Below are 25,298 nucleotides of genomic sequence, written 5' to 3' on the forward strand. Positions count from 1 at the left end.
GTCTCTGAAAATGCGCCTCTGCAATCTACCCATTGATGGTGCCAAGTGTGGCATCAACTACGACCCCTATTCGCCAGGAAAGCGCCAAGCCATGAAAAAATTCATGGCGGCGATTAAGCCCTACATCACGACATCATACTCCATGGGACCAGATCTCAATACTGACATGGAAGAGCTTGAAGCAATTGCCCATGAACTCGACATCCCTTCTGTCAAAATCGCCATTGCCAAGACACAGGGAATGGACATCGCTTCATTTACCGACAGATACGCTATTCTCCAGTCTCCTGCTATCGACTCCTGGCCTCTTGGTAAAGTAAGGGCCGGATACGGGGTTGCCATGGCTGCATTAGCAACCCTTACATACCTCAACCTACCAGCCAAAGACAGCGTAATCGCCGTCCAGGGTTTTGGCAATCTGGCCAAATCCACTATAGTTGGGCTATTAAAGGCAGGAGTCAACATACGAGCAATTGCAGACACCCAAAAATGCTACATTGCAAAGGCCGGTCGCCATCTACCACTTGATTATCTGCTCAGCCATAGCGGCACGCTTCTGCCAGAACTGTCGTTTCCTGATCATGACGTAATCAGCACAGATAAAGAGGCTGTTCTCTCCAGTGACTGCGATATATTAATCTTAGCGGCGGTTGAAAATGTGGTGACTTCCAGGAATGCCCACCAGATTCGAGCCAAGGCAATTGTGCCAGGCGCAAATCTGGCTATCGATGCCTCAGGGGAGCACGCCCTGTTCAAAAAAGGAATTCTGGCCCTCCCCTCTTTTATGGCTGGCTGCGGAGGCTCATTGTCTATGAACGGGCTCTTTGGCCCACAGTCGCCACCAACGCCTGCGGAAGTGCTTGCCTACATAGAGCATAGCATGACCGAGATGACCATGAAGGTTCTCTCTGTCGCCCAGACTCAAACAGTAACTCCATCTGCTGCCGCTTTGGAAATATGCAACAGCGCCATCGTACCTCTAAGAAATAAACCATATATGCAGACCAAGGCATAATGTTAACAACACCAATTTCTTATTTTGAACAATGGCTTAGCTTGTTGTCATCGCCCCGGCAAAGCCGTTGTATTTTTATTTTTAATGTGGGTAATGCAATGGAGCATTATGTATTAAAAATATAACGACTTAACTCCACAAAAAAACAGTACAACAGACTGTATATACGTATTTTTTATCAAATAATTACTGTACACGAATTTTGCTTATTTCCATTACTCCAGAGCTCAGAGCCAACGTCAAATGCCATCACATCCAATTGATTTTACGATACAATCGCTGGTTTTCTCTACCAAAGAAAGCGCCCTGATTTTTGATGAACAAACCCGCTTCTCCCGCTGGCTCTCCTTTGAGGCCGCTCTGGCCAGTTCTCAGGCCGAGCTTAACATTATTCCCCAACAAGCCGCCGACACAATCTGTAAAAATGCACGGCTTGAGTCTCTGGATATTAATCAAATTGCCCTGGAATACACGACCAATAGAAATTCGCTGGTTCCAGTCCTGAAAGTTCTGCGTAAAGCCTGCGGGAAGTATGGCGATTATGTTCACTTTGGCGCAACTACTCAGGATGTGCTTGACACCTGCCTGATCCTCGAAATCAAAGATTCACTCTCTTTGGCATACCGAGATCTTCGGACCATCGAAGATGCTCTTCTGCGCCTGGCAAAAGAGCACCGGCTTACCCCGATGATTGGCAGAACACATAGTCAACAGGCTATGCCTATCACCTTTGGACTAAAGGTCTCAATCTGGCTCGCAGAGTTGCGCCGACATATCGAACGCCTCAAATCGGTAGCGCACAGAGTTCTTTGTGGTCAGTTAAGCGGTGCGGTCGGCACTATGGCAGCCCTGGGTGATAAAGGTCTTGAAACATCAGAAAGAACAATGGCCAAACTTGGACTAGCCTCAAGCGCCCTACCTTGGCACACATCCCGTGACAATATCGCCGAAACTTGTGGCGTCTTTTCCATGATAACTGCTACAGCCTGTAAAATTGCAAACGAAGTTTTTCAACTTGGCAAAACCGAAATCCTTGAACTGCGTGAACCATCAGCTGCCGGTAAAAGTGCAGGAAGCAGCACCATGCCCCATAAACGCAACCCCGTTTTGTGCGAAAGAGTTGCCGTGCTCGCTACCCATGTCCGCGCCCTGGCTCAAATTACTCAAGAGAGTATGATCCATGAAAATGAGCGAGACCCTCGCTCCCTCTGGGCCGAGTGGCTTGCAGTGCCGCAGATCTCGATATACACAGCAACCGCCTTGAATTACCTTAAGCAAATAACTGCCAATCTTGAGGTTTTTCCAGACCGAATGCTAAGCAATATCCATCTGCACAAGGACTCTATTCTTTCAGAATGGCTGCTTTTCAAAATCAGCTCAGTGACTGGAAAGACAAAGGCCCTTGAACTCATTAATGATTTTAGTGTCGAGTCCAAACAGAGTGGCCGAGCTACAAAAGAACTTATTGCTGCCCATAAAGATCTTGCACCACATTTCAGCCCTGAAGATTTATTGATGTTTGATTGCCCGGAACGCTACATTGGCCTTGCGCCAGAAATTGTTGATGTTACAATTAGGGATATTGAGAAAAAGCGAGCTCAGGATCCGCTTAAACTTGACAAACTCGCAAAAAGTTAAAAAAGGTTCAGCGCCACTTAACGAAATCAACTCGTTAAAGAGCGAGCCGGGGATGTCGAGCGGCTTTTTGCGAGACCATCAAACTTGGGGCTTAAAAAACGATTTACTTTCACCACCGAGCACAGAAAAAACTGCTTTAATATTAGCCACGGAACCACACAGAAACACACGAAAAAAGAAAATAACTAACTTTCGTAAATTTGAGTTCTGAGTTCTTTTTTTAGCCAGCAGTGCTATGGGAATGACAATAGTAGCTGAAAGTCAGGGGTAATCACATAAAGTTTCCTGATTAGCGCTAATCTTCCTCAACAAGCTCAACATCTCCAGCGGTTTTTTATCGGTGATCAATGATTTCGGACGGTTATAATTGGACAGTAAGGAGTTTTCATTTATACATAAGATAAAAAATCCCCCTGAGTCCCCCTGCAAAGGGGATTCAGGGGGATTTTGTGAAGTCTGAGACTAACTCATATTTGTTGCTGCTTTAATATCTAAATCCCGTCCGCAGGACATTAAGTTTGTTCCGGGTCAAAAGCGCTTCAGAAATAAGACTTTTAGTGTGCTGCGGAAGATTAGCACTAATCAGGAAAGATTAACTGCTTAAATTATTAGCCACGAACACACACTGACACACACGGACAACTGCTTTTTCTTTTTGTTTGTGTGGGTCTGTGTGGGTCTGTGGCAAAAAAATTATATCGCTTTCATTTTTTAAAAAGTCCTAACAACGACTCAGAATACTTAAGAGACCGATGACTGACCATTACAGCCATATTATTGATTCCAGATTTTATCGTGACGGCTACAGCACTGAAGAGACGCGCCAAATTTTCGGTGATATGCGCAGAATGCAGCGCTGGCTTGATGTTGAGCTCTGCCTGACAAACTGCCAGGCAGAGCTTGGCATCATTCCCAAGAAAGCCGCAAAAGCTCTCGCCCTGACAGCCTCTCTGGAAAAGTTCGATATCCAGAGAATCCAAGACGATATTGCCAAAACCGGACACTCACTTATTCCTCTGCTTAATGAGTGGCAGAGAATTTCCGGTGAAGACGGACAATATATTCATTACGGCGCTACAACCCAAGACATACAGGATACCGCCCAATCTCTTGAGATACAGGAAGCAATAGACCTTCTGGAAAGAGATATAGCAGAACTTATCTCGCTTCTTGCGGACAAATCCAAACAATATCGTGATGTTATCTGTGTAGGGCGCACTCACGGCCAGCAGGCGCTTCCCACAACTTTAGGCCTGAAAATCTCCACCTGGCTAGACGAAACAATGCGCAATCAGCAACGCCTACAGCAGTGCAAGCAGCGGGTCTTGGTCAGCCAGCTCTTTGGCGGGGTTGGTACCATGTCGGCTTTATCGGCACAGGCCCAGACATTACTGGAAAACTTCTCCGCCGCTCTGGGCCTGACTGCGCCGGACAGTTCATGGCACAGTGCTCGTGACCGAACCGCGGAGCTGATCAGCGTTTTGGCTCTGATCAGCGGCGGACTTGCCCGCTCTGCCAATGAGATATGTCAGCTCGCTAAAAATGAGATCGGCGAACTAGCTGAACCTTTTACCGCTGGTCAGATCGGCAGCAGCACAATGCCCCACAAGCGAAACCCTGAGCTTTGCGAACAGGTTGTCGTTTTGTCAAAACTCATTAAGGCAAATGCCATGAGTGGTTTCGACACGTTATGCGGTGAGCATGAACGCGACTACCGAACAGTTCGCCTTGAGTGGGTCGCTCTGACAGAAGCGATCACCTTTTGCTGCGCCGCCCTGAAGTTTCAGAAAAAGATTATTAAAAATCTTGTTGTAAATGAGGCGCAGATAAAGAACAATCTGAACCAGGCAGCCATCTTTATTTCAACCGAAGCGCTTATGTTTTTACTTGGAGAGAAAATTGGCAAGCAATGCGCCCATGAATTAATTTACAAGGCCTCTCAGCTGTGCAGCAGCAGCGGCAAGGAGTTAATCGACATTTTACTTAAGGATGAGCTGATACGTGGGAATTTCTCGAGATCTGATTTAGAGCAGGCTATACTTCTCGAAAATCATGTGGGACAATCCGCTCAATTAATTGATCGGCTTACCCAAAAAGCAAGGCAGCTTTAAAATTGAGAACTTAAGAGTCTCCCTGATACGTCCGGGTTATTTTATGACAATGGCTTAGGGCCTTGCGGTTAAAATCACAATGCTTATATTCATAGTACATTTTTCAAAGAATAGTATTTAGAGTGTGGTCAGTCTATGACCAACTTTACAACAATTAAACCATAGTACCAGTACCTGCCAATGCCTTGAGCTCGCAGGTCACAAACAGAGGAAGTTTCAATGAGAAAAAATATTTTTACCCTTTTAGTCCTTTTACTATTTTTAAGCCTTACCTCCTACGCCTCTGCCTGTGTCGGCAGAACTCTTTACATAGGTTCGCTTAGTAGCACAGAAGATACTATTATGTCTGAAATGCTCGCTCTGCTCATTAACGAGCGCACCGGAACCACCGTACAAACCAGGTACTTTAAAACCAATGATGAGCTCTACGCCGCCCTGAGCTCCTCTGTAGAGGAAGAGCGCGTTGATATATTGGTTGAAGATACCAGCGACGCACTGGCTATTATAAAAAAAGATCGGACTAATAATCCTGATCAGGATTATCTGGTGGCCAAGGAACATTATGACAAAAACCTCAACGTTATCTGGCTTAACCCTTTTGGATACGGTAACAGCAAAGGAGATACCACAATTTCGGTCAGCGCCCCCCTTGTTCGCAGGGATGTGTTAACTAATTTCCCTCTCCTGCCCCGTGTTCTCAACAAACTTGCCGGGGCCATCACTGACAAGGCCTATCAGAATCTTGCCAAGGATGTTTCCTCAGGTGAAAAACCCAAAAATGCCGCTAAAGATTTTCTCAGGAAGAAAAAATTCATATAGGCCTGGGCCTGATAGTCAAATTCCTGAAGAATATTTTTCTTAGCGCATACTTCTAATCTTCAATCTTTCAAGACGGTTTTCATGAAAAAACTTGCTATAGTTATACTTGCAACGCTGCTTCTCTCTTCTTGCAACTCTGCTGATACGGATACCCCGAAGAAGGTTGACCGCTCAGGCCTGCCTACCTATAAAATCGGCTACATGATCTGTAATAGTGAAAATGAAACCAATGATCGTTTTCACGCCTTCACCGAATATTTAAGCCAGCAACTTAACGCCAACTTCGAAATGGCGGCTATCGACACCACCGATTTCTTAAAAGAGCTGGATAGCCTCCATTTTACCCATACTAACTCGCTTTTATACATCATAATGAACCAGTTTAATGGTGTTGAGATCCTTGCCACCGAGAAAAAAGACTCCCTTGGCTCCTATTCGCAAGGCGTTATTATCGCTCGAACAAACAACGACACAATAAACTCTATTGCTGACCTGAAGGGAAAGACCATGATCTTCGGCCCAACGCTGGCTCCGACCGGCTTTATGGCCCAGATAGATCTGCTCCAGCAAAATAGCCTTGACCCGGAAAACGACTTATCCTTTTACACAATTCCGCGAGGTTCCTTTAAACATGAAAAGGTTGTCTACGGCGTTCTTTTTGAAAAGTACGACGCTGGCGCCCTACCTATTGGTGATGTTGAAAACATGGTTAACGAAGGTCGAATTGCCGCTGATGATCTTAAAATAATCGCCAAGGCAGACCCTATTCCCTACTGTAACTTTGCAGTTACTCAAAAGGTTGACGACGATCTGGCCCAAAAGTTTAAGAAAGTAATCATATCAATTACCAAAGATACAACTGTTGAATATAATGGTGAAGTGGTCAAGGTACTTGACCGTGCTCTGGTCGATGGATTTGAGGACAGTAAGGATTCTGATTTTGATATTGTCCGTGACATTGCGAAACGAACCAACATGCCGCCTTACCAGAAATTCTAGAATTTTTGATCGAAAATAATACCGCTTTCTTTTTGAAGCCTTGCAAAAAGGCTTTGCAACTCCTCGACTCCGACAACCATGTCATGCACAACACGGCATCTATCACCACCGGAACAATCGTATATATCGAGAACCAGAGTATCTTCTTCCTGAATCAATACAAGATGGATATCCGAACCATTTTGCTGCAAGCGTAAGTTGACAAGTTCCACCAGACGCTTGACATCACTTACATCTGCAGGACTTGTCGTTACCGGATCCCTCCGCTCGCGCTTTCTCTCATCAAACAACTGACGACCATACAAATGGCTGATCGCCTTTGATTTGTCGACAGGCAGCGGTGGAAAGATATCCTTTCGAATGGGTTGCGGTTTTTTAGACTGTGAAAGTTTCGCAGTATCTTTAACCTCATAAATAACCATAGACTCACCACCTTTTCGTTAATCCCTACATAACGTATCGGCAGGTGGAAGGTGGCGCATTAATAGGAGGTTCGCCAGAACAGTGGTTTAGATAACTACAGAATTATTTCCATTCCCTCTTTGGCAAAAAAGATCTCGGTTCCACCGTCGTTACCGGGAGAACAATGCTTTGCAGTAAGTGCATCAAGCTGCTTATCAGTGCGCATTGGCTCGTGGTGGAAAAGGGCCATTTTCTTTACTTGACTGCGTGCCGCCAGCTGCACAGCAAACTCCATTGGAGAATGCCCCCAGCCCACCTTTGACCCCTCATACTCTTCCTGGGTATACTGGGTATCAAATATCAGAAAATCGGCACCCGTCACAAAATCTTGGAGTACCTTATTCTGCTCGGCTACAACCAACTCCCCCTCAACGGCCATCGCTTCATCATAAGAAGGATCTTCAGGGTCACTGCAAAAGATGTTCGTGTAGGGCTCGGTATCATAGGCAGTACAAAACGATTTCCCCTTGTACTCAAACCGATACCCCAGGCACAAGATTGGATGGTTTAGATATTTAGTAGTGAGTTTAATTCCATCGCCCAGGTCAAACTCGCCCTCTTTAAGATGAAAATACTGAAGATTTGCGGCAAGCTCTGCATCACGAACCGGAAAGTAACGATAGGTCATCTGTCCGCCGACAATCTTCTCCAGGGTATCCGCTTCATGAGTAACCGGACCATGAACACGGACAGTGGTCGTCGGCAGATAGAGGGGCACAAAAAACGGAAACCCCATAATATGATCCCAATGCGTATGGGACAGGAATAGGTCGATATCAATCGGTCCTTTTGGCAAATCATTGGCCATTATAAAATTGCCCAGCTCCCGAATACCGGAACCGGCGTCAATAATTATCAGACGATCGATTTCATCAAAGCGCAGCTCTATGCACGCCGTATTACCACCATACTCTGTAGTTTGAGGGCCAGGACAAGGAATCGATCCGCGCACACCCCAGAATTTCACCCTCATAGTTACCCCTTTTCAACTCCTTGCAGAAACACCTGAGCCTTTTCTATTTCACTCATAACCGTTACACCAAGCCCCCTTAGATCATCCCATTTCATCCCCATAAGTTCAAGAACACTGAGCAGATGCTGACTTTCTGAATACAAGTCACCAGCCGAACCAATCTCATAAATGTTTGCATAGAGATTGGCCAAGGCCACAGCAGCGACAATTTTTCGGTTTTTCTCTGAGGCTCGTTCCGGAGAATGGTGAAAGGAAAGCGTTTCAACAATAGTATCGTTCAACTGCCATTTTTTAGCGATCAACGAACCAGCTGCTCCATGATCAATGCCAACGATCAGTTTTTCAGAGCGATACAAGGCGCTCTGTTCAAGATCCGCCAACTGAAGTGCCTGCACATAGGTTTCTGCAAAACAGTTATTAAGGGGTATTTTGCCAAGATCATGAAGCATTCCAGCCACAAAGTATTCCTCTCTCTCAGCCGTTGGTACATTTATCATGGCAGCTAGAAGCTTAGCCGTAACCCCTACACAGATCGAGTGCGCCCAGAAGGCATCCATGGGCAAACTCTTAAAGGACTCCTGTTTACCTAATGTGCCGATAATAGCCGTACTTAGGGCGAGATTCTTTACTGTATTGAGACCAAGCATAATGATGGCTCTGGTCAGCGACGAAATTTGATTCGGCAGCGAATAATAGGCAGAGTTAATCATTTTCAGGACCTGCCCGGTCAGAACTGGATCGAGCGAAATAACCCTGTTCAGATCGTTTGGAGCGGCATTCGGAGTATTACAAACCTGAAGCACCTTCGTTACGGTCGTTGACAAACTGGGCATGCGGTCTATGTAGTCTTTGATTGTCTCTTCTTGATCCTGCATTTCCGTTATAACTCTGTAGCCCTTGCCAGCCGAGCGCAAAATTAATAAAGATTGATAACCAACACCAGTTAAGATGGTATCATGGAAAAGCATCTTGTGTAAAAGAGTTTTTTAGTTTCTCACTGAAAGTCTTCAGTAAAGAAAAACACGAGATATCGGCAGTGACTGTTCCAGCATATTGTCCGTTTTTGCTATTAGCATTCAGCCATAAGCTACCAACTAAACGCTAAAGGCTAAAAGCTAAAAGCTAAATATCATTGGCCCTGAAGGCGATTAAAGGCAACAGCCTCCTGGTAGGTAATTCCGGAACCGCCAAAAATATCCAGGGCACTACCGATAGTCACGTCCAGCTTGCCCTTGCCAAGGAGTTTCACCTGCTCAAGGTCGTCACTGTTTTTTACACCGCCGGCATAGGTTGTGGGAATCGTGACCCATTCACCTATATCACGAGTTAAATCTGTCTCAATACCTGCACATTTACCTTCAACGTCGACAGCGTGGATTAAAAACTCACAACAAAATGCCGAGAAATACCGTAACGATTCCGGCGAGATAGACACCTCTGTAAACTTTTGCCAACGATCAGTAACAATAAAATAGGCATCACCTTTTTTCCGACAGCTCAAATCAAGTACCAATCGGTCCTTACCGACAAGTTTGAGCAAAGAGCGCAACCTGTCTTCATAAACATGGCCGTCCTTAAAAACATATGAGGTAACAATCACCTGACTGGCCCCCTGATCGAGCCAATATGCTGCATTTTCTTCGGTAATACCGCCACCTATCTGCATTCCGCCTGGATAGGCGTTCAAGGCAACAACCGCGGCCTCATCACACCCAGCCCCTAATTTAATAATGTGACCACCGGTCAATCGATCGTTACGATAGAGCTCCGCATAAAAAGACGAGGGCTTGTCCGATGAAAAATTAGTGGTAAGTTCTGAGGCAGCATCATCGAGGGTTGAACCGACGATCTGCTTGACACGGCCTTCATGCAGGTCTATACACGGTCTAAATTTCATGATCGATAGATCCCTTAGATGTTAAAACAAAAATGGCCAAAAAAGGATCCGTTACGAATCTTTTTTGGCCACTCGAGTATACTATTGGAAAATTCAAGATACTAACCCCGATGAACGGGATAAGTGCCTTTCGCAGAGTATTTTCTTGTAAAAAAAAGCAAGAATATACTCTGCAAGGCACTAAAAAGTGGTTCCCCAGACTACCATACTGGTTGGGTCAAGACGAAGCGACTTGCCGGGCTCTACACAACCAGTGGCATCTTTTAAGACGTTCAAAAATATTTTACTATCACCTTCAGACTGAGCCTCTAGCAAGATGACAGTTTCAAAGAGATCGGCAACCTCATTACAAGGAACCGGAACCCCCTCTGCACTAACCTCAGTTTTGTCTCTGTGGGTCAGGGCTGAAAACCAAAGGCTCATTCCAGCCTGTTGCTGTAGATCACGCATATCTTCAATAGCCTGGCGATTAATAGTAGCAAAATCAAGACCATCAATAACCATACAGCTCGGACGAAAGATATCTTGATATATAAGATCATTCAGACGTTCCTCAAGTTTCGGTCGGCTAAAGGAGGATTCATTAAAAGTCATGATCATACGATTACGCATGACTTCATACTGAAGATCTGCAAGTCTCTGATCCTCACATCCAGAGGCTATATCCGCCAGGATATCATCATACCAGGCCTTGGTCTTCTGAATATTCTGTCCTATGGTTACGTGCAGTACCTGCCGGCCTTTAAGCATGTTATCAAGGGCAATCTGCACCAATATAGCGGTTTTACCCAGGCCGGCACGAGCCATTACCAGGCCCATGCGCATATTACTATCACTACCGCTCACCTCTGCACTGAAGGCCCCTAGTGGATTTTTCGTTATCAGATCATTTTTCAACATTATATCTTCCTTAACTTATTTTTTTCAAGGATGCAGGTTCCCCCGATACCCTACTATTTCTTTTCTTCATCTGCCTTTTTCTTTACAGCGGCAATTACTTCTTCAGACACAGATTTTGGAACTTGTCGATAGGCGGCAAATTCCATCGTAAACTCAGCTTTACCCTGAGTCATAGAGCGTAAGTCTGTTGAGTAGCCAAACATCTCAGCAAGCGGCACTTCCGCCTCAATAACGGTATATTCGTTTTCTTCAAGGGTTCCGATAATCATACCGCGACGCTGATTCAAACTTCCCATAACTGAGCCCTGGAACTCAGTCGGCCCTTCTACTGCCACCTTCATGATTGGTTCCATGAGTACAGCACCTGCCTTGCCGTAACCTTCCTTGAACGCCCCTTTTGCCGCAAGCTGAAACGCTATATCAGAGGAGTCAACAGAGTGCGCGGCACCATCGTTAATTACGCAGCGTACATTGGTTACCGGAAAGCCTGCCAAGGCACCCTTGGCCAGACTTGCGCTAAAACCTTTGTCACAAGAAGAGATAAACTCTCGGGGGATAACACCGCCGACAATTTTATCCACAAATTCGTACTCTTTCTCCTCACAAGGCTCCAGATAGCCGCCAACTCGTCCAAATTGCCCCGAACCTCCGGTCTGTTTCTTGTGGGTATAATTAAATTCAGCCATTTTAGTAATTGTTTCACGATAGGCAACCTGAGGAGCACCTACATGAACTTCCGCGGCATACTCACGCTTCATACGCTCAATATACACTTCCAGATGCAGCTCGCCCATACCGGAAATAATTGTATCACCCGTCTCATGATCAACAAAGGTCTTAAAGGTAGGGTCTTCTTTGGTGAAACGGTTCAGGGCCTTGGACATATTGCCCTGAGCCTTGTTGTCTATTGGCTTAATGGCCAGCGAAATAACCGGGGCAGGGACATGCATAGAGCTCATGGACATATCAATCTCCGGAGAGGTAAATGTGTCACCTGACGCACAATCAACACCAAAAAGAGCCACGATGTCACCGGGGCCCGCCACATCAATATCTTCCATTTCATTAGAATGCATACGAGCCAGTCGACCGACCTTTACCTTCTTACCGGTGCGACTGTTAACAATGGTATCACCTTTACGCATTGTGCCCTGATAGGTCCTGATATAGGTCAACTGGCCATAGCGCCCATCTTCAAGCTTGAAGGCCAGGCATACAAGGGGGGCATCAGGGTTGCTCTGAAGTATGACCTCCTCTTCATTATTATTAATATCAAGAGCGATATTTTCAATATCTGCCGGAGCCGGAAGATATCGAACAACAGCATCCAACATAGCCTGCACACCCTTATTTTTATAGGCTGAGCCAATAAAGACCGGGGCAAGCTCAAGCGAAAGTGTTCCAGTTCGGACAGCGTCCATGATCATCTTTTCGGTCGGCGTTCCCTCAAGAACAGCTTCCATAAGTTCGTCAGAAAACATCGAGGCAGCGTCAAGCATCAACTCGCGCTTTTCCTCAGCCTTCGCAACTAATGCAGCTGGAATCTCTGCTTCACGGATAATTTCGCCGTTATCACCTTCAAAGTAAATGGCCTTCATGGTAACCAGGTCAATAACACCCTCAAGATTGGCCTCGAGCCCGATGGGAAGCTGCATAAACACTGCATTGAGTTTAAGTTTATCACATACCTGATCTGCAACTCGCTGTGGGTTGGCGCCAGTTCTGTCACACTTGTTAATAAAGACAATACGTGGCACCTTATAACGCGTCATCTGACGGTTAACGGTAATACTCTGTGACTGTACACCGCCAACTGAGCAAAGAATCAGAACCGCCCCATCCAGAACTCGGAGCGCCCGTTCAACCTCAATGGTAAAATCAACATGACCAGGGGTATCAATAATGTTGATGTCATGTCCCTTCCAAGTACAATAGGTTGCCGCAGACTGGATAGTGATACCACGCTCTTTTTCCAACTCCATAGAGTCCATGGTTGCACCGACACCGTCCTTACCACGAACCTCGTGAATAGCATGGATTTTATCTGTATAAAAGAGCACTCGCTCGGTCAAGGTTGTCTTACCCGAGTCAATATGAGCACTAATCCCAATATTTCGAACTTTTTCTAGATCCTTTTTCATCTCTGCTTCCTTTTACATGTAACAGTCAAATCTTCTGTATTTACTAGTGTCTGAATGAATAGCACAATAAAAAAAACGGCCATTACATGGGTGGTACTAAACAACAATCACCCTGCGACCGTTAATAACGCATCGAAAAACAGCTATATCTACATGGTTCCCAGCGCTTTGTCAAGACAAAGAACGCCACCACCTTTTGCACCTTTTGGCGAAAGCCGTCTCCACCTTTACGCTGCACCGAAATTCCCAGAGGTCCCTCTTTTCAAAAGGGGGCTCTAGGGTCTGCTGCCCTATGAGCCAAAAGCGCTATCAAACAGATCCGCAATAGCCTTACGCCCGTTCTCAGTCAAGTTTCTGGTTCCAGAACAGGCCAGGGTATCAAACTTAATTTGAGGAATGCCTTCAATCCATGTGCCACTATCCCAAACAAACCATTTATCTCTAGTTTGATCAAAGACGCTCAACGGCCGGTTAAAGAGTTTTGCCAATTCGACTGTCCAGCCGGTGCCCCCCTTAACGGTATTATCCTCAAGAATTTTACCGACAACAATCACCTGATGACCGCTGTTAACAACATGAAAAAGCACCTGGAGCACTTTGCGAATTTTCTCCGAACCATAATATTTACGATTCATCATCTGCGAGACGATTTCCATACTTATATTACCGCGGGCAAGCTCATCAGCAGCCAGCACGTTGACACATTGGGCGTTGACTCGGTCAACCTTCTGGTCGGCAAAGGTATAGACACACTCCTGCATGCCTCTTTTAACTGCTTCTTCTCCAAAAGCAGCCTCTGCTCCCCTTAAACCGCTGGTAAACACTGTACATTTGCCCTTAGTCACCATAATGCTCTCCTCGTCTTATATATGATCTGCACTTCAACGTATTCTCGCCAAACCAATTGCACTCTCAATTTATTAACGACAGGAGTACTAAAAGTAAAGTTAATATTTTGGTAGTTGTTATCACCCGATCACTCAACCACACTTGGCTCACCAACACACTCTTTCTGCTTGACATTGCCGGGCCAGGCATTCGATAATCATTTTAAACCTATACACACGAGATAAGAGCAGTGGCTGTTCCTTCATCAGGTTCGTTTTTTCCTAACAGCCCACAGTCTGACTGTCTAAACAACCTGAGTAGTTACCCGTCTGCAACATTGAGTCAGAATGAATAAAATTGTTTTCCAGGAGACCAACAAAACCGCAATACTGTTAGACAGCGGCATCGCTCTTGGGGTTCTTATTGGCCTTTATTTTACCAGCCGCATCAACTATCTCCTCTTCCATAGTCTCGCCGAAATTTTCAGTATTGTTATTGCCTTTTCAGTTTTTGTCGTTGCCTGGAACTCAAGATCCTATATTAAAAATCAGTACTTACTCTTTATCGGCATAGCCTATTTGTTTATAGGAATCATCGACCTCCTGCACACACTTGCATATAAAGGCATGCCAATTTTTACTGATTATGATTTCTACGCCAATCAACTATGGATCGGGGCTCGGTACCTGGAAAGCATCTCCCTCCTTGTCGCATTTTACTTTCTTACTGCTGAAATAAAAATTCGGCCCTATGTATTGGTGGCATTTTTCACAATTGCCACAACGTTGCTAATCACAAGCATTTTTGTGTGGAAGATATTTCCAGAATGCTTTGTCGTCGGCCAGGGACTTACACCTTTCAAAAAAATCAGTGAATATTGTATTTGCATTATTCTGACCCTCAATCTCTTTCTACTATTCAAAAACCAGAACAAGTTCGATCCGGCGATTCGGGGCTACCTTTATTGGGCGCTTATTTTCAGCATTATCGCTGAGCTGGCTTTTACTTTTTATATCAGCAACTATGGCCTCTCTAACCTTATTGGCCATTACTTCAAGATTTTTTCTTTTTTCATGGTTTACCTGGCAATTGTAAAGACAGGAATTAATAAGCCCTTCGATCTTATTTTTCTTGAGTTGGATTGCACCAACCGACAATTACATGAAGAAATACTCATTCGCACGCAGACTGAAACAGATCTAAAAAGCGCTCTATTTGAAGTGAAACAGTTAAGCGGTATGCTGCCCATCTGTTCTTCGTGTAAAAACATCCGCGACGACAAAGGATACTGGCGACAAATCGAATCCTTTATCAGGGAGCACTCTGAGGCCAAATTCAGTCATGGCATATGCCCAGACTGCGTCAAAAAACTTTATCCTGAAATAACCCAAGGCAGTTTTAAGGTAAAACTCCCCGAGGCTCGTTACACAGGATTGGCAAGTCGCGCCTACTTTGACAAGATATTGCAAAAAGAGTGGGCCCGATGTGCGCGTGACAACAAGCAAATCTCCATCATTATTTTGGATTTTCGAGATGTGATACACTATGAGAAATGTGCAATACTTGACATCGAAAAAGTACTGCGGGACACCTTGAACAGGGCGACGGATTACCTGGCCGGATATGAAGATAACTCTTACGGGATTGTTCTCTCAGACACAAACCGCCAGGGAGCACGACGTGTTGCCGACAACATTCTCAATAAATTCAGGGCGTTTCGTGATTCTTATAGAAATTCCGACATCACTAAACTCCCTCTCAGGATTGCCGTGTTAACGACAACCCCCTCCGGAAATTCAGTACCGGAAGCTCTCTTATCGGAAACCAACAAGATTCTCAAGGCAATCGGCAGTACCAGCGAAGACCAGATCGTCCAGAAAGACCTCAACAGCTGTCAGAACGCACCTACAGGACAAGCCCATGCCGAATGATACTCCAAAAAATCTACTCAAACCTGAAAAACTGCTGATCGCCCTTAAAGCCAGTGGACTTGGCTTGTGGGAGATGAATATTCAGAGCGGCAAGGGCACAGTTGATAAAAAATGGGCAGAAATGCTTGGTTATCGCCTTGATGAAGTCAACTCATCCATGGAGTTCTGGAACTCGAATGTTCATCCAGACGATAAAGCGAGAGCACTTAAAAAACTAAACACCTGCTTAAGCGGAAAATCGACTACCTACAGCTCAGAGTATAGACTTCGCACTAAGGACGGCCACTGGAAGTGGATTCTTGATAGAGGGCAGATTACCGAATGGGATAAGGATGGCAGGCCGCTGCTCCTTGTCGGAACACATAAAGATATCAGCGAAAGGAAACTAGACAAAGAAACCCTTACCCAAGAGCGCAATAAACTTGAAGCCGTGATTTCAGCGCTAGGTGACGGCCTCACTGTCCAGGATAGAGATTTCAAAATCATCTACCAAAATGCAGTCCAAAAACAGCGTCAAGGCGCGCACGAAGGCGATTTCTGCTATAACGCCTATCAAAACAAAAGTGAAGTCTGCGACGGCTGCCTGATTGAAAAATGCTTCCGAGATGGTCAGATCCACAGAAGAGAAACATCTTCCATCTCGCCTGATGGTCGCGATATATTCATGGAAGTTTCGGCAAGTCCCATAAAAGATTCCCAGGGAAACATAATTGCCGGAGTTGAAACTGTTCGCGATATCACACAAAGAAAGTTGCTGGCAAATCAACTACAGCAAGCCCAAAAGCTTGAAGCCATTGGCACCCTGGCCGGAGGCATTGCCCATGATTTCAACAATATTCTCTTCGTTATTTATGGGTATGCGGAGCTGGTTCAGTTACAGTTACCAAAGGACAGCAAGTTATGGGAAATGCAGAATCAAATCATCTCTGCCAGCACCAGGGCCAAAGAACTGGTGCAACAGATACTTTCCTTCAGCAGAAGAGAAGGCCGTGAGTTAAAACCACTTATACTGACCAGTATCATTAAAGAAGCCCTGAAAATGCTGCGCGCTTCAATACCGACAACAATTAAATTCAAAGAGAATATTGAGACGCAGACTGGAACCGTCCTTGCCGATCCGACCCAAATCCATCAGATCATCATGAATCTGTGCACAAACGCCTACCATGCAATGCGCGAGACCGGAGGCATTCTCTCTGTAGGTTTAAAGAACGTTACTGTTGACGACCGCGACATCAAAAGTATCGGACTCAAGATACCTTCCGGCCAATATGTCTGTCTGACAGTCGGTGACACCGGCCACGGCATAAACAAAAAGATCCAGGGCCTGATTTTTGATCCCTACTTTACCACCAAGAAAAAAGGTGAAGGAACTGGTCTTGGCCTGGCTATTGTTCATGGAATCATACAGAGCTATGGCGGTTGCATTACTATCTACAGTGAACCCAACAAGGGTACCGCCTTTAATGTCTACATACCTCAAACAGCCCCCCCTTCAACAAGGCAAAACAAACAAGGGTCGACTGATCTGCCCCGAGGAAACGAGCATATCCTTGTTGTTGATGACGAAGAGCAAATTGTCAATCTTGAGAAAGAGACACTTAAGGGGCTTGGCTATCAGGTTTCTGCCATAACGAGCTGCGAAAAAACCTTAGAACTGTTCTCCTCCGCCCCAAAGGCATTTGACCTCATCATTACCGACATGACTATGCCGACCATGACAGGACTTGAGTTATCCAGTAAAATACTTGCTATTCGTCCCGATATTCCCATTATTTTGTGCACCGGTTTCAGCAATCTTATCGATGAACAGAAAGCAAGTAATGCCGGTATCCGCAAGCTTCTCGTGAAACCTGTTTCTCGAGAAGAGCTTGCCCACGCTGTCAGAAAAACTCTCGATTCTTCTCCCCAATAAGCCCTAAAACAGGATGGTTAAAGCCAGTTTCTTCTCTTAAAAAACCTGACCATTACCAGGGCCACGGTAATCATGACGCCCCAAAAGATAAAATAACTATAACGGAAACGCAGTTCAGGGAGATACTCAAAATTCGTTCCATAAACTCCAGCGATAAAGGACAGGGGGATAAAGATGGCTGAAAAAATCGTCAGAACTTTCATTATCTCATTAAGATGGTTGCCGACTCTGGTGTTATAGATATTCAGGTGATCTGAAAGCATCTCCCTGTAGGTGTCAACAACCTCGACCGATTGAGTCGACAGATCAAGAAGATCTTTCAAAAAAGGCACTGTCTGCTCATGGATAAGGTTTGAGTCAAGCCGGCTCAACTGCAGAAGAAACTCCCTGGCCGGTCGAATAGATTTTCGCAGATAGTTCACCTCTCGTTTGTAGGTGTTTATCTTGCCGAGGATCTCATTGCTTGGGTTATCAAGTATTTCGTCCTCTATGTCTTCAATCTGTTCCCCCAATCGTTCAACAATGAAGATATAGTTGTCGACAATCGTATCCAGCAAGGCATACGCTAAATAGTCATTCCCAACACCTCGAATCCTTCCTTTCTGTCTACGGATTCGTTCCCGCACCGGCTCAAAGACATCTCCCGGCCTCTCTTGAAAGGTGAGAAGAAATGTTTTCCCCAGAATCATACTCAACTGTTCACTACGTATCAGTCCTTCCTCCGAGTCATAGCGCATCATCTTGATTACAAAAAACAGATAGTCGTCATACTCTTCCATTTTCGGACGCTGCCCTGTATTGAGAATATCTTCAAGAACCAGGGGGTGAAGCCCAAACCCTTTACCAATAGCACTGATGGGCTCAGAGTCATGCAGGCCGTGCACATTGATCCAGGTAACAGACGCTGTCTCCTTGTAAGCAACCCCCTCTTGGATGTCATAAAGAGCCATCTCAGACAGATGTTCTTTGTCATAATCTATCAAACGGATGGAGACATGATCTACTTTCTGTTCACCGACAAACACTAATTCGCCGGGAACTTGCCCGATTGACACATCTTTGTTCTTTATGAATCTGGCCACAATATCTCCCCTGTGTTTTACAACTAAATCAAAAATTCTGTATATACGCTGATCAAACAGCCGCTGGTTTAAGCCTTTTCAAACTGCTTTCAAGCTAGCCAGGTGACAACCTCATCGGCAGCTGCTCTAGTCGTTCGGAACGAATTTGCCGGTGAACTCATGTCTGGGTAGCTGTCCATGAGGTCAAGAAAGAAAAATTGTAACTATAGCACTAACCCACAAGGTCATAGCGATGGCTATACTTACAAACACCGCAGCACTGCCAATATCTTTGGCCTGTTTGGCAAGAACATGATATTCCGGAGAGGCCAAGTCAACAACAGCCTCAATCGCCGAATTCAATAGTTCGACCACAAGAACAGATGCGGTCGCAAAAAAAATGAGCCCTTTCCACAGGGGGGAGAGTGGTAAAAGGCACAAGACAACCAACGATATAGCTGTCAGAACCGCCTCCTGGCGGAAAGCGGCTTCACCGAAAAAAGCGGTACGTAAGCCGCTAAGAGAATAAAAAAAGGCAGCCCATACCCTGTGGATGCCGGTTTTCGCTTTTGGTTTACAATCCATCGGTTAACATTCTTACTCGTTACTGTTTTTTTTAAAGCGTTATATGTTCCGTTGCCAAAGCGGCATGATAACCCGGAACTTGCTTGCAACAATTTCAACACAATTTCAATGACAGCCTTCAACCATCACTGTTTATTTTTTAATTGCTCCAACCGATCTTTCTGTGGAGAGGTGAAGCACATCGGGCTGACTATCAAAAATTTATCGACATCAGCAATCTTGATAACACCAATAAATTTTTCGAAATACTCATCATTCACGACATACTTTGAACTGTCGACACCGCGCTCCGTTAACAGTTCCGCATGCTCCGAAGACTGAAAAAACGGCTTAAGGCAGTCATAATATCTTTTTTGGGCGTTAAACCATGTGGCAAAAACATATGAGAGAACCTCTTCATCAACGAGACACTTTTTCTTCAGAGCCGGGACAAAGAATCTCTTGTTCTTTTCATTAAGTCTGATACCACCAACGGGAATAAATTTCCCCAAATCGACATCCTGAATGATAGTTTTCAAATTAGCCCAAGACAATGCTTTGAGAATATCATCAAGTTCGCTATTAATTTTTTCGTTTTTATCCTGTTCCGTTGCCATGTTCCACCTATTAAGTCCCTTCCACAGAGAAGCTAAAGGATTTAGCTTCTAAAGCTCTAAGATACCCCAAATTTTATATACCGACAATTAAGAAGGGCAATGAATATCTGTTTTGCCTGAAACTGCCGATAGAAAGCATTGAATTTGAAAGGCTGGAATACGATTGTAGTGGCAAGAAACGCCCTCAGGAAGTATTTTAATTCACCTTTTTAAAATTGATATCTTGATACAACGCTGACCCATCTGACAACCGGGACGAACTTAACCAATGCCATTAGTGCTCTACTCATATATCGCATCCGAGATACTGGCGCCCTTCTTCGGCAGCCTGATTGTTCTTAACGGTATTCTATTCACCGGCCGGCTTATGCAGGTTATCGACCTGATTTTCAGTTTCAATATTGGCTTTGCCGATTTCATTCGGCTCTGCGCCTACCTTCTTCCCAACTTACTCCCGTTTTCAATTCCGATGGCCAGTACTATGGCAGTAATCATCGCCTTCTCCCGCATGAACAATGACAACGAAATACTTGCTCTCAAAGCTGCAGGCATAAGCCTGTACAGACTACTGGCACCAATTGTTGTTTTTGGATTGTGTGCCTCACTGCTAACATTTTTTGTCTCCACAAGGCTTATCCCGGCCGGCTCGGTCTCAATGAAGGGTCTTTTTTTAAAACTTGTTACCAAAAAAATTGAAAAAGGAATTATTCAGGAAAAACGTTTCAGCGAAAACACCGGCAGCCTGGTTCTATACGCAGATAGTGTTGACAAAGACACCAAAAAGTGGAGTGGAGTGTATATTTCAGATCTTCGCGACACCAACAACCCGATTACAGTTTTAGCCAAAGAGGGCTCGTTATCTTCCCGCCTTGATCAAATGGTCATGACCCTTGACCTTGCGGATGGCAGCATGTATCGCTCCATCGATGAATCAACCCAGATAATCGCCTTTAAGCACTATACAACCAACCTTCCACTAGAACCACCAAAAGCCATTGGCGACATGTCAAGTTCTGTCGTTACCAAAAACGACCTCAACCAGACAGAACTTTTACAGCATGCCGACCAATATGGCCGCAAAACCCCGAGGGGAATAAGTTTTCTCGTTGAATACCACCTGAGGCTGGTTTTGTCTGTTGGCTGTTTTATTTTGAGTTTGTTAGGTCTGCCAATTGCGTTTAAAAGCCGCGCAGGATCACGCAACATCGGCATACCTCTTGGGTTAGGTTTTTTTATTCTGTATTATGTAACTGTGACCGCGGCAAAAGGTATGTGCGACAGTTCGTCAATACCTGTGGCCATACTCATGTGGACACCCAATGCAGTCTTTGGCACATTGACATTGGCCATTCTTTACATTACCGCCAGCGAGAAGTGGCATACCATGATGAATCCAGTTATCGCCATTTCCCACAGGCTTATTGGTAGAAAAAAAGAGGCAACACCTTAACAACCCGTGCGGAGGAATTTAAAATGATTATGCAAAACCTCAAGTGTAACGTTTTCTTTGTGCTAGCGCTTATCGGGCTGGCGCTGTTTCCTTATTCATTCGCACAGGCCGATGAAATACCTGACACTGAGGGCTTTAGCATCGCACGCCTCGTGGTTGCCGAGGCTGTTGAAGATCATGAGCCTGTTCGACCAGGCAGCACCTTTTCCAGTAAAACAATGAAAGTATTCTGCTTTCTTGAAGCGAGAAATATTGTCGAACGAACCCCAATTGTTATGCTCTGGTCTCATGAAGGCAAGGAGTCAGCCCGAGTTGACTTAGTGCTTAAGCAGGGAGCCCGATGGCGGACATTTTCAAGTAAAAATATAGTAGGTCAGCGCGGGGCATGGAGAGTAGAGATTATGGACACGCACAGGAAATCGTATGGATCTTTAGATTTCACCGTTGAATGATTTCCAATAACCACGGTGTGCCGATAACGGGAATGGTACCACGGGAATGGTACCATATCTTGCAATATCACTTTCTTATTTCCCAAGACCTCTGACCCCAGGAATGCTTATGTACCAGTATTGTTAAATCGGCGACATAATCATGCAAAATGGGGCCTATTAGTGCCCATGCACAACCTGAGACAAAGTATCAGCGACCCACTTATTAAGGCTTTTTCCGGCCTGAACGGCTGCTGCAGCAAGTTCTGCATGCAAAGAAGACTCAACACGCACCACGAACTTGCCAGAAAACGGCTGATTTGGCTCTCTTCCCGCTTTTTCGCAACTCACAAGATAGAAATCAACAGTCTCTTGAAAAGCATCTTTCAGCTCACTAACGGACTCGCCATGGAATCCAACGGTATCACGTTTACTAGGGCAGATATTTTTAAGATTAGCAGTATGACATCATAAGTGTCGCAGAAATTCATATCTTGACCACGTCACATAAGAAAAAGCAGACAAAGAGCACAAGCTAACTTAACTCTTCAATGGAGCGCATATCAATATAGTCCGATAAAACCTTTGAATCTTTTTGGCTCAAGTCAAAATTAACTCCAAAAACAGACATTGATTCTTCTCCTTGTTTCGTCCATATAACAGTAGCTTCTGGCACATTAATTGTTGTTTCTTTTGAGGTCACATCTTTACCTAATAGCGTCATTGTAAAAGGCATCACAATATCGCCTTTGGATATTTGAACATTAAATGTCCCTGAAACCTTAGCTCCTTCCATTGAAATATCTCCAATTTTCCCAATAAAGATTCGTTGTCTTTTTTGGAGGGAAAATGTTACCGAAGACCTTGGAGTTGCAACTCTTGGAGAACAACGCCGATGTACGTTAACAATGTTTGTAGGGAACTTGTAACCTATATAGGTTTTTACTTTTTTTAATCTTTCACATTCAAAACACCTGAGTGGTTGACCCTCTCGATGATAATAAAAAGTGCATTTTGATGCTGAGCAGGTTGGTTCATGAGGGTGATTTACGATAAGAATTTCTGTTGCTCCACTCTTGGATGTTGTTTTAACGGACAACCGGCACTCAGTTTTCAGTCCCCTGCGAGCGCACAACAGTTGAACTTTTTCTTTTACCATAGAGTCAATTTCATTTTTTATATTTTCAATTTCTTCAAGACCGACAGATCCCACAACCACTATCTCCTAATTTTTATACCACTAAACAAATTTTCATTAACACACTCGTCCATACTACGAAATTAATTTCACATAAAGCAAGTGACATTCTCTCCAGGAAAGCTGTTAATTGAAAATGGTGGAGCATACGTGATAAACGTATTTGTTCATATTTTTTTAAATATAGCCAAAAACCCTTCTGCCTTCTGTAAACCTTGACAATATGGTATATACATACCATATTTCATTTTGCGGATATTAAAAGCGAAATGTAACCTTATTTGGGTTTGATCCCCGCAGCTTCCTAAGCAAATTAAACTGTAAATTCCGAATTAATAGAACGTATTGCGAAAAAAAGGCTCGCCTAAGAGAGAAAAGCTTACTCCGGGAATCGTTTGCTCTCATGTTGATTGCATTTTCCTTACTTTTTAGGTGTTGATATGAACGAAAAAAAATCTGAAGATATCGAGATAGTTGACATAAGTAAGGCGATTTATGCGTCCTTATCTTTTGACAGCGACCAGAAGTTAAATGCGCACCTGAACCTGCCGCAAAGAGGCCAGGTCGACAATGAGCTCTTAGCTCTAGCGTTACAGTATCTTTTTCTCAAAGCGTTTAGATTACATTTTCCTGCCGTGGAGATGGCTAATGTCAGAAACGGTCTGGATGTAGAGTTTAGTGAAGAAGATTCTCCCGAAGGGCCACTCCCCAGAACGGTATCTATCTTACTAAATAATGAATTTAGTACGGTCACGATTACCGGAGCCCTGCCAGCTCATGGTAAAGATGGTTTCTCAGAACTGCATTTTAATTGGCAGAAACAGGCCGGCGCTGAAGACTCACATGGCAATAGCAACCTTAAAAAACTTAACACTTTTCCTACAGCGCAACAAGACCAGCTGCTTGCAACAATTTATGATCATACGGCAGGCAGACCTGGCACTTCAGCCCAGGGGAAAGTTATAAAGCCTAACTCAGGCCGGCCTCTGACCTTAAAGATTGACGAAAACACCATCAAACGACAAAACGACGAATCAGACCCATCCAAAACTTACCTTTATGCCAAAAAATCAGGAATTGCAGCGTTTAAAACGCTCCTGAATAACGACCCCAAAACACTAAATCAACTTGCCATAAAAGATACCATTACTATCAATGGAGATATTGATTATAGCGTTGGTGATCTGAGCGATGAAGATCTTGGCTGCGGTGCGATTAACATCGTGGTTAAAGGCGATGTCCGAGGAGCCTTTAGTCTTAAAAGCAAAGGATACGTGAGCGTATCAGGCACTTTTGAGGGCCAGAAAATCATTGCTAAGGATGTCAAAATCAATGTCATCAACGCTGGGAGCCAGGTTCTCGCCGAAGATCAAGTCGTAATAGGTACTTCTATCAAAGCCAAGGCACAAGGACGAGTTGTCACCTTGAAACGTGCCTCGAATGACTCTGAGTTAATTGGTTTAGAACAAGTTGTTTTAGATAAAGGGGCAGACTGCCTCTCCTTGACTGTCCGCACAAGAGACTTCCAAGCAAACACCTGTAACTTCTCAGGTCGCACAAAGGTCATTTTGGGCCAGGAACTTTTCGACCAGGAACAGAAGATTATACAGGAACATGATGAGGCTACCAAGTCTCTGAAAAATAGCTTTACTGAAATCAAGAAAATTGGCGAATCTGTTCTATTTAATTTTCGCCAGCTTAAGGTTTTTATCGTCCAAGGCATTCCATCCGCCACAGCAGAGTGCCGAGAACAGTTAAATCAGATTAACGAGGAGCTTGAAACGATTCTTCATATCATGAATCGCCCCCTTAGCCCAAAATTAATCAACCAATGTTATTCACTAAGTAATTACATAGGTGACCAGCAAGCGGCAGATTCCATACTCCCTAAAGTTGAGGCACTCATTGCTCCCTTACAAACCCTGCAAAGCAATCTTCACAAACGCTGCAAAATGCTTCGCATAGTTGAAGCAACCGACAGTCTAATGGATGGGTTACGACAAGAGGCTGAATTCCTCAGAGCCCAATTCGAAACCCCCAAGTTCTTATCAAATACCAGTGAAGTTTTTGTCCAATGCGGCCGCCATGGGCTTCTTATAAACTCCAGTACCATCCCCGAAGCTTCCTTTCAAGTCAGCTACGAGCTAAACTCTGAAACTGGAATAAGCGACGGCGTCCTGGTTTTTGATTCATCTTTTTAGCAACATCTGAATCAATTTTTGATGTCTTCAGGATCTTATTCAAAAGAAGATTGTACCGTATACACTTAAGATGTGCCTTTCAGCTCTTTTCCCTTTACAAAGTCAACACCTTCCATAAGCATACGAAAGCTAAGTCTAAAATGGAGC

22 protein-coding genes are annotated in these 25,298 nt (G+C 44.6%); 10 read left to right on the forward strand and 12 right to left on the reverse strand.

Annotation, left to right across the window (positions count from 1 at the left end; all coding sequences use genetic code 11):
• From HQK80_06085 to HQK80_06105, 5 genes are all read left to right on the forward strand, one after another.
• Positions 1 to 1,015: Glu/Leu/Phe/Val dehydrogenase (locus HQK80_06085; protein MBF0221783.1), on the forward strand; the 1,015-nt coding region annotated here is incomplete at its 5' end.
• Positions 1,016 to 1,258: 243 nt separating this feature from the next.
• Positions 1,259 to 2,653 carry an adenylosuccinate lyase family protein gene (locus HQK80_06090; GenBank protein MBF0221784.1) on the forward strand — a complete coding sequence of 465 codons (1,395 nt, stop codon included), beginning with the start codon at positions 1,259 to 1,261 and terminating at the stop codon, positions 2,651 to 2,653.
• Positions 2,654 to 3,405: 752 nt separating this feature from the next.
• Complete coding sequence (gene purB / locus HQK80_06095; protein MBF0221785.1) at positions 3,406 to 4,764, forward strand: adenylosuccinate lyase; 1,359 nt, start codon at positions 3,406 to 3,408, stop codon at positions 4,762 to 4,764.
• 219 nt (positions 4,765 to 4,983) lie between these two features.
• Complete coding sequence (locus HQK80_06100; GenBank protein MBF0221786.1) at positions 4,984 to 5,583, forward strand: hypothetical protein; 600 nt, start codon at positions 4,984 to 4,986, stop codon at positions 5,581 to 5,583.
• An 81-nt stretch (positions 5,584 to 5,664) separates the two neighbouring features.
• Positions 5,665 to 6,582, forward strand: a complete 918-nt coding sequence (locus HQK80_06105; GenBank protein ID MBF0221787.1) for a phosphate/phosphite/phosphonate ABC transporter substrate-binding protein — start codon at positions 5,665 to 5,667, stop codon at positions 6,580 to 6,582.
• On the opposite strand, the gene HQK80_06110 is transcribed toward HQK80_06105, so the two are convergent.
• The 7 genes from HQK80_06110 to HQK80_06140 form a co-directional block, all read right to left on the reverse strand.
• On the reverse strand, positions 6,579 to 7,004 hold the full coding sequence (locus HQK80_06110; GenBank protein ID MBF0221788.1) for a hypothetical protein: 426 nt from the start codon (positions 7,002 to 7,004) through the stop codon (positions 6,579 to 6,581). The two genes, HQK80_06105 and HQK80_06110, sit on opposite strands and share 4 nt — an antisense overlap.
• A gap of 95 nt (positions 7,005 to 7,099) precedes the next feature.
• Positions 7,100 to 8,017, reverse strand: coding sequence for an MBL fold metallo-hydrolase (locus HQK80_06115; protein ID MBF0221789.1), 918 nt, complete (start codon positions 8,015 to 8,017; stop codon positions 7,100 to 7,102).
• Between the two features lie 2 nt (positions 8,018 to 8,019).
• Positions 8,020 to 8,892 (reverse strand): HDOD domain-containing protein, encoded by an 873-nt coding sequence (locus tag HQK80_06120; protein ID MBF0221790.1) that lies wholly within the window; start codon positions 8,890 to 8,892, stop codon positions 8,020 to 8,022.
• 254 nt (positions 8,893 to 9,146) lie between these two features.
• Entirely contained in the window at positions 9,147 to 9,914 is a 768-nt protein-coding gene (gene hisA / locus HQK80_06125; protein MBF0221791.1) for a phosphoribosylformimino-5-aminoimidazole carboxamide ribotide isomerase, read from the reverse strand.
• Between the two features lie 180 nt (positions 9,915 to 10,094).
• Complete coding sequence (locus HQK80_06130) at positions 10,095 to 10,814, reverse strand: hypothetical protein (GenBank protein MBF0221792.1); 720 nt, start codon at positions 10,812 to 10,814, stop codon at positions 10,095 to 10,097.
• Between the two features lie 53 nt (positions 10,815 to 10,867).
• Positions 10,868 to 12,955 carry an elongation factor G gene (locus HQK80_06135; protein ID MBF0221793.1) on the reverse strand — a complete coding sequence of 696 codons (2,088 nt, stop codon included), beginning with the start codon at positions 12,953 to 12,955 and terminating at the stop codon, positions 10,868 to 10,870.
• 290 nt (positions 12,956 to 13,245) lie between these two features.
• Positions 13,246 to 13,803 carry a hypothetical protein gene (locus HQK80_06140; GenBank protein MBF0221794.1) on the reverse strand — a complete coding sequence of 186 codons (558 nt, stop codon included), beginning with the start codon at positions 13,801 to 13,803 and terminating at the stop codon, positions 13,246 to 13,248.
• A gap of 327 nt (positions 13,804 to 14,130) precedes the next feature.
• Here HQK80_06140 and HQK80_06145 point away from each other — a divergent pair, with 327 nt between their 5' ends.
• Positions 14,131 to 15,714, forward strand: a complete 1,584-nt coding sequence (locus HQK80_06145; GenBank protein ID MBF0221795.1) for a hypothetical protein — start codon at positions 14,131 to 14,133, stop codon at positions 15,712 to 15,714.
• Positions 15,704 to 17,629 (forward strand): PAS domain-containing protein, encoded by a 1,926-nt coding sequence (locus HQK80_06150; GenBank protein ID MBF0221796.1) that lies wholly within the window; start codon positions 15,704 to 15,706, stop codon positions 17,627 to 17,629. Before HQK80_06145 ends, HQK80_06150 begins: the two co-directional genes overlap by 11 nt.
• A 17-nt stretch (positions 17,630 to 17,646) precedes the next feature.
• Here the strand turns inward: HQK80_06150 and corA are convergent, their stop codons facing one another.
• The 3 genes from corA to HQK80_06165 all read right to left on the reverse strand — a co-directional run bounded on the left by corA (position 17,647) and on the right by HQK80_06165 (position 19,871).
• Positions 17,647 to 18,711 carry a magnesium/cobalt transporter CorA gene (corA, locus tag HQK80_06155; GenBank protein MBF0221797.1) on the reverse strand — a complete coding sequence of 355 codons (1,065 nt, stop codon included), beginning with the start codon at positions 18,709 to 18,711 and terminating at the stop codon, positions 17,647 to 17,649.
• Between the two features lie 183 nt (positions 18,712 to 18,894).
• Complete coding sequence (locus tag HQK80_06160) at positions 18,895 to 19,275, reverse strand: diacylglycerol kinase (protein MBF0221798.1); 381 nt, start codon at positions 19,273 to 19,275, stop codon at positions 18,895 to 18,897.
• A 125-nt stretch (positions 19,276 to 19,400) separates the two neighbouring features.
• Positions 19,401 to 19,871, reverse strand: coding sequence for a hypothetical protein (locus HQK80_06165; GenBank protein ID MBF0221799.1), 471 nt, complete (start codon positions 19,869 to 19,871; stop codon positions 19,401 to 19,403).
• A 268-nt stretch (positions 19,872 to 20,139) separates the two neighbouring features.
• Between HQK80_06165 and HQK80_06170 the strand changes: the two genes are divergently transcribed.
• Both HQK80_06170 and HQK80_06175 read left to right on the forward strand, forming a co-directional pair.
• Complete coding sequence (locus HQK80_06170) at positions 20,140 to 21,321, forward strand: LptF/LptG family permease (GenBank protein ID MBF0221800.1); 1,182 nt, start codon at positions 20,140 to 20,142, stop codon at positions 21,319 to 21,321.
• Between the two features lie 23 nt (positions 21,322 to 21,344).
• Positions 21,345 to 21,773: a DUF2914 domain-containing protein gene (locus tag HQK80_06175; protein ID MBF0221801.1), complete on the forward strand. Its 429-nt coding sequence runs from the start codon at positions 21,345 to 21,347 to the stop codon at positions 21,771 to 21,773.
• A 159-nt stretch (positions 21,774 to 21,932) separates the two neighbouring features.
• Here the strand turns inward: HQK80_06175 and HQK80_06180 are convergent, their stop codons facing one another.
• Positions 21,933 to 22,196 (reverse strand): type II toxin-antitoxin system HicB family antitoxin, encoded by a 264-nt coding sequence (locus HQK80_06180; GenBank protein ID MBF0221802.1) that lies wholly within the window; start codon positions 22,194 to 22,196, stop codon positions 21,933 to 21,935.
• 91 nt (positions 22,197 to 22,287) lie between these two features.
• A complete protein-coding gene (locus tag HQK80_06185; protein ID MBF0221803.1) occupies positions 22,288 to 22,965 on the reverse strand; it encodes a PilZ domain-containing protein in 678 nt (225 codons plus the stop codon).
• Between the two features lie 425 nt (positions 22,966 to 23,390).
• Here HQK80_06185 and HQK80_06190 point away from each other — a divergent pair, with 425 nt between their 5' ends.
• A complete protein-coding gene (locus tag HQK80_06190) occupies positions 23,391 to 25,151 on the forward strand; it encodes a DUF342 domain-containing protein (protein MBF0221804.1) in 1,761 nt (586 codons plus the stop codon).
• Positions 25,152 to 25,298 lie beyond the last annotated feature (147 nt).

This window comes from Desulfobulbaceae bacterium (assembly GCA_015231515.1).
Taxonomy (GTDB): Bacteria; Desulfobacterota; Desulfobulbia; order Desulfobulbales; family VMSU01; genus JADGBM01.

Excerpts from the sequence above, each read along its gene's own strand:
- HQK80_06120 (MBF0221790.1), bottom strand. The coding sequence starts at position 8,892 with ATGCAGGATCAAGAAGAGACAATCAAAGACTACATAGACCGCATGCCC.
- purB (MBF0221785.1), top strand. The coding sequence starts at position 3,406 with ATGACTGACCATTACAGCCATATTATTGATTCCAGATTTTATCGTGAC.
- HQK80_06145 (MBF0221795.1), top strand. The coding sequence starts at position 14,131 with ATGAATAAAATTGTTTTCCAGGAGACCAACAAAACCGCAATACTGTTA.
- HQK80_06170 (MBF0221800.1), top strand. The coding sequence starts at position 20,140 with ATGCCATTAGTGCTCTACTCATATATCGCATCCGAGATACTGGCGCCC.
- HQK80_06190 (MBF0221804.1), top strand. The coding sequence starts at position 23,391 with ATGAACGAAAAAAAATCTGAAGATATCGAGATAGTTGACATAAGTAAG.
- HQK80_06090 (MBF0221784.1), top strand. The coding sequence starts at position 1,259 with ATGCCATCACATCCAATTGATTTTACGATACAATCGCTGGTTTTCTCT.
- HQK80_06135 (MBF0221793.1), bottom strand. The coding sequence starts at position 12,955 with ATGAAAAAGGATCTAGAAAAAGTTCGAAATATTGGGATTAGTGCTCAT.
- HQK80_06115 (MBF0221789.1), bottom strand. The coding sequence starts at position 8,017 with ATGAGGGTGAAATTCTGGGGTGTGCGCGGATCGATTCCTTGTCCTGGC.
- HQK80_06130 (MBF0221792.1), bottom strand. The coding sequence starts at position 10,814 with ATGTTGAAAAATGATCTGATAACGAAAAATCCACTAGGGGCCTTCAGT.
- HQK80_06105 (MBF0221787.1), top strand. The coding sequence starts at position 5,665 with ATGAAAAAACTTGCTATAGTTATACTTGCAACGCTGCTTCTCTCTTCT.
- HQK80_06165 (MBF0221799.1), bottom strand. The coding sequence starts at position 19,871 with ATGGCAACGGAACAGGATAAAAACGAAAAAATTAATAGCGAACTTGAT.
- HQK80_06110 (MBF0221788.1), bottom strand. The coding sequence starts at position 7,004 with ATGGTTATTTATGAGGTTAAAGATACTGCGAAACTTTCACAGTCTAAA.
- HQK80_06175 (MBF0221801.1), top strand. The coding sequence starts at position 21,345 with ATGATTATGCAAAACCTCAAGTGTAACGTTTTCTTTGTGCTAGCGCTT.
- HQK80_06160 (MBF0221798.1), bottom strand. The coding sequence starts at position 19,275 with ATGGATTGTAAACCAAAAGCGAAAACCGGCATCCACAGGGTATGGGCT.
- HQK80_06150 (MBF0221796.1), top strand. The coding sequence starts at position 15,704 with ATGCCGAATGATACTCCAAAAAATCTACTCAAACCTGAAAAACTGCTG.
- hisA (MBF0221791.1), bottom strand. The coding sequence starts at position 9,914 with ATGAAATTTAGACCGTGTATAGACCTGCATGAAGGCCGTGTCAAGCAG.
- HQK80_06140 (MBF0221794.1), bottom strand. The coding sequence starts at position 13,803 with ATGGTGACTAAGGGCAAATGTACAGTGTTTACCAGCGGTTTAAGGGGA.
- HQK80_06100 (MBF0221786.1), top strand. The coding sequence starts at position 4,984 with ATGAGAAAAAATATTTTTACCCTTTTAGTCCTTTTACTATTTTTAAGC.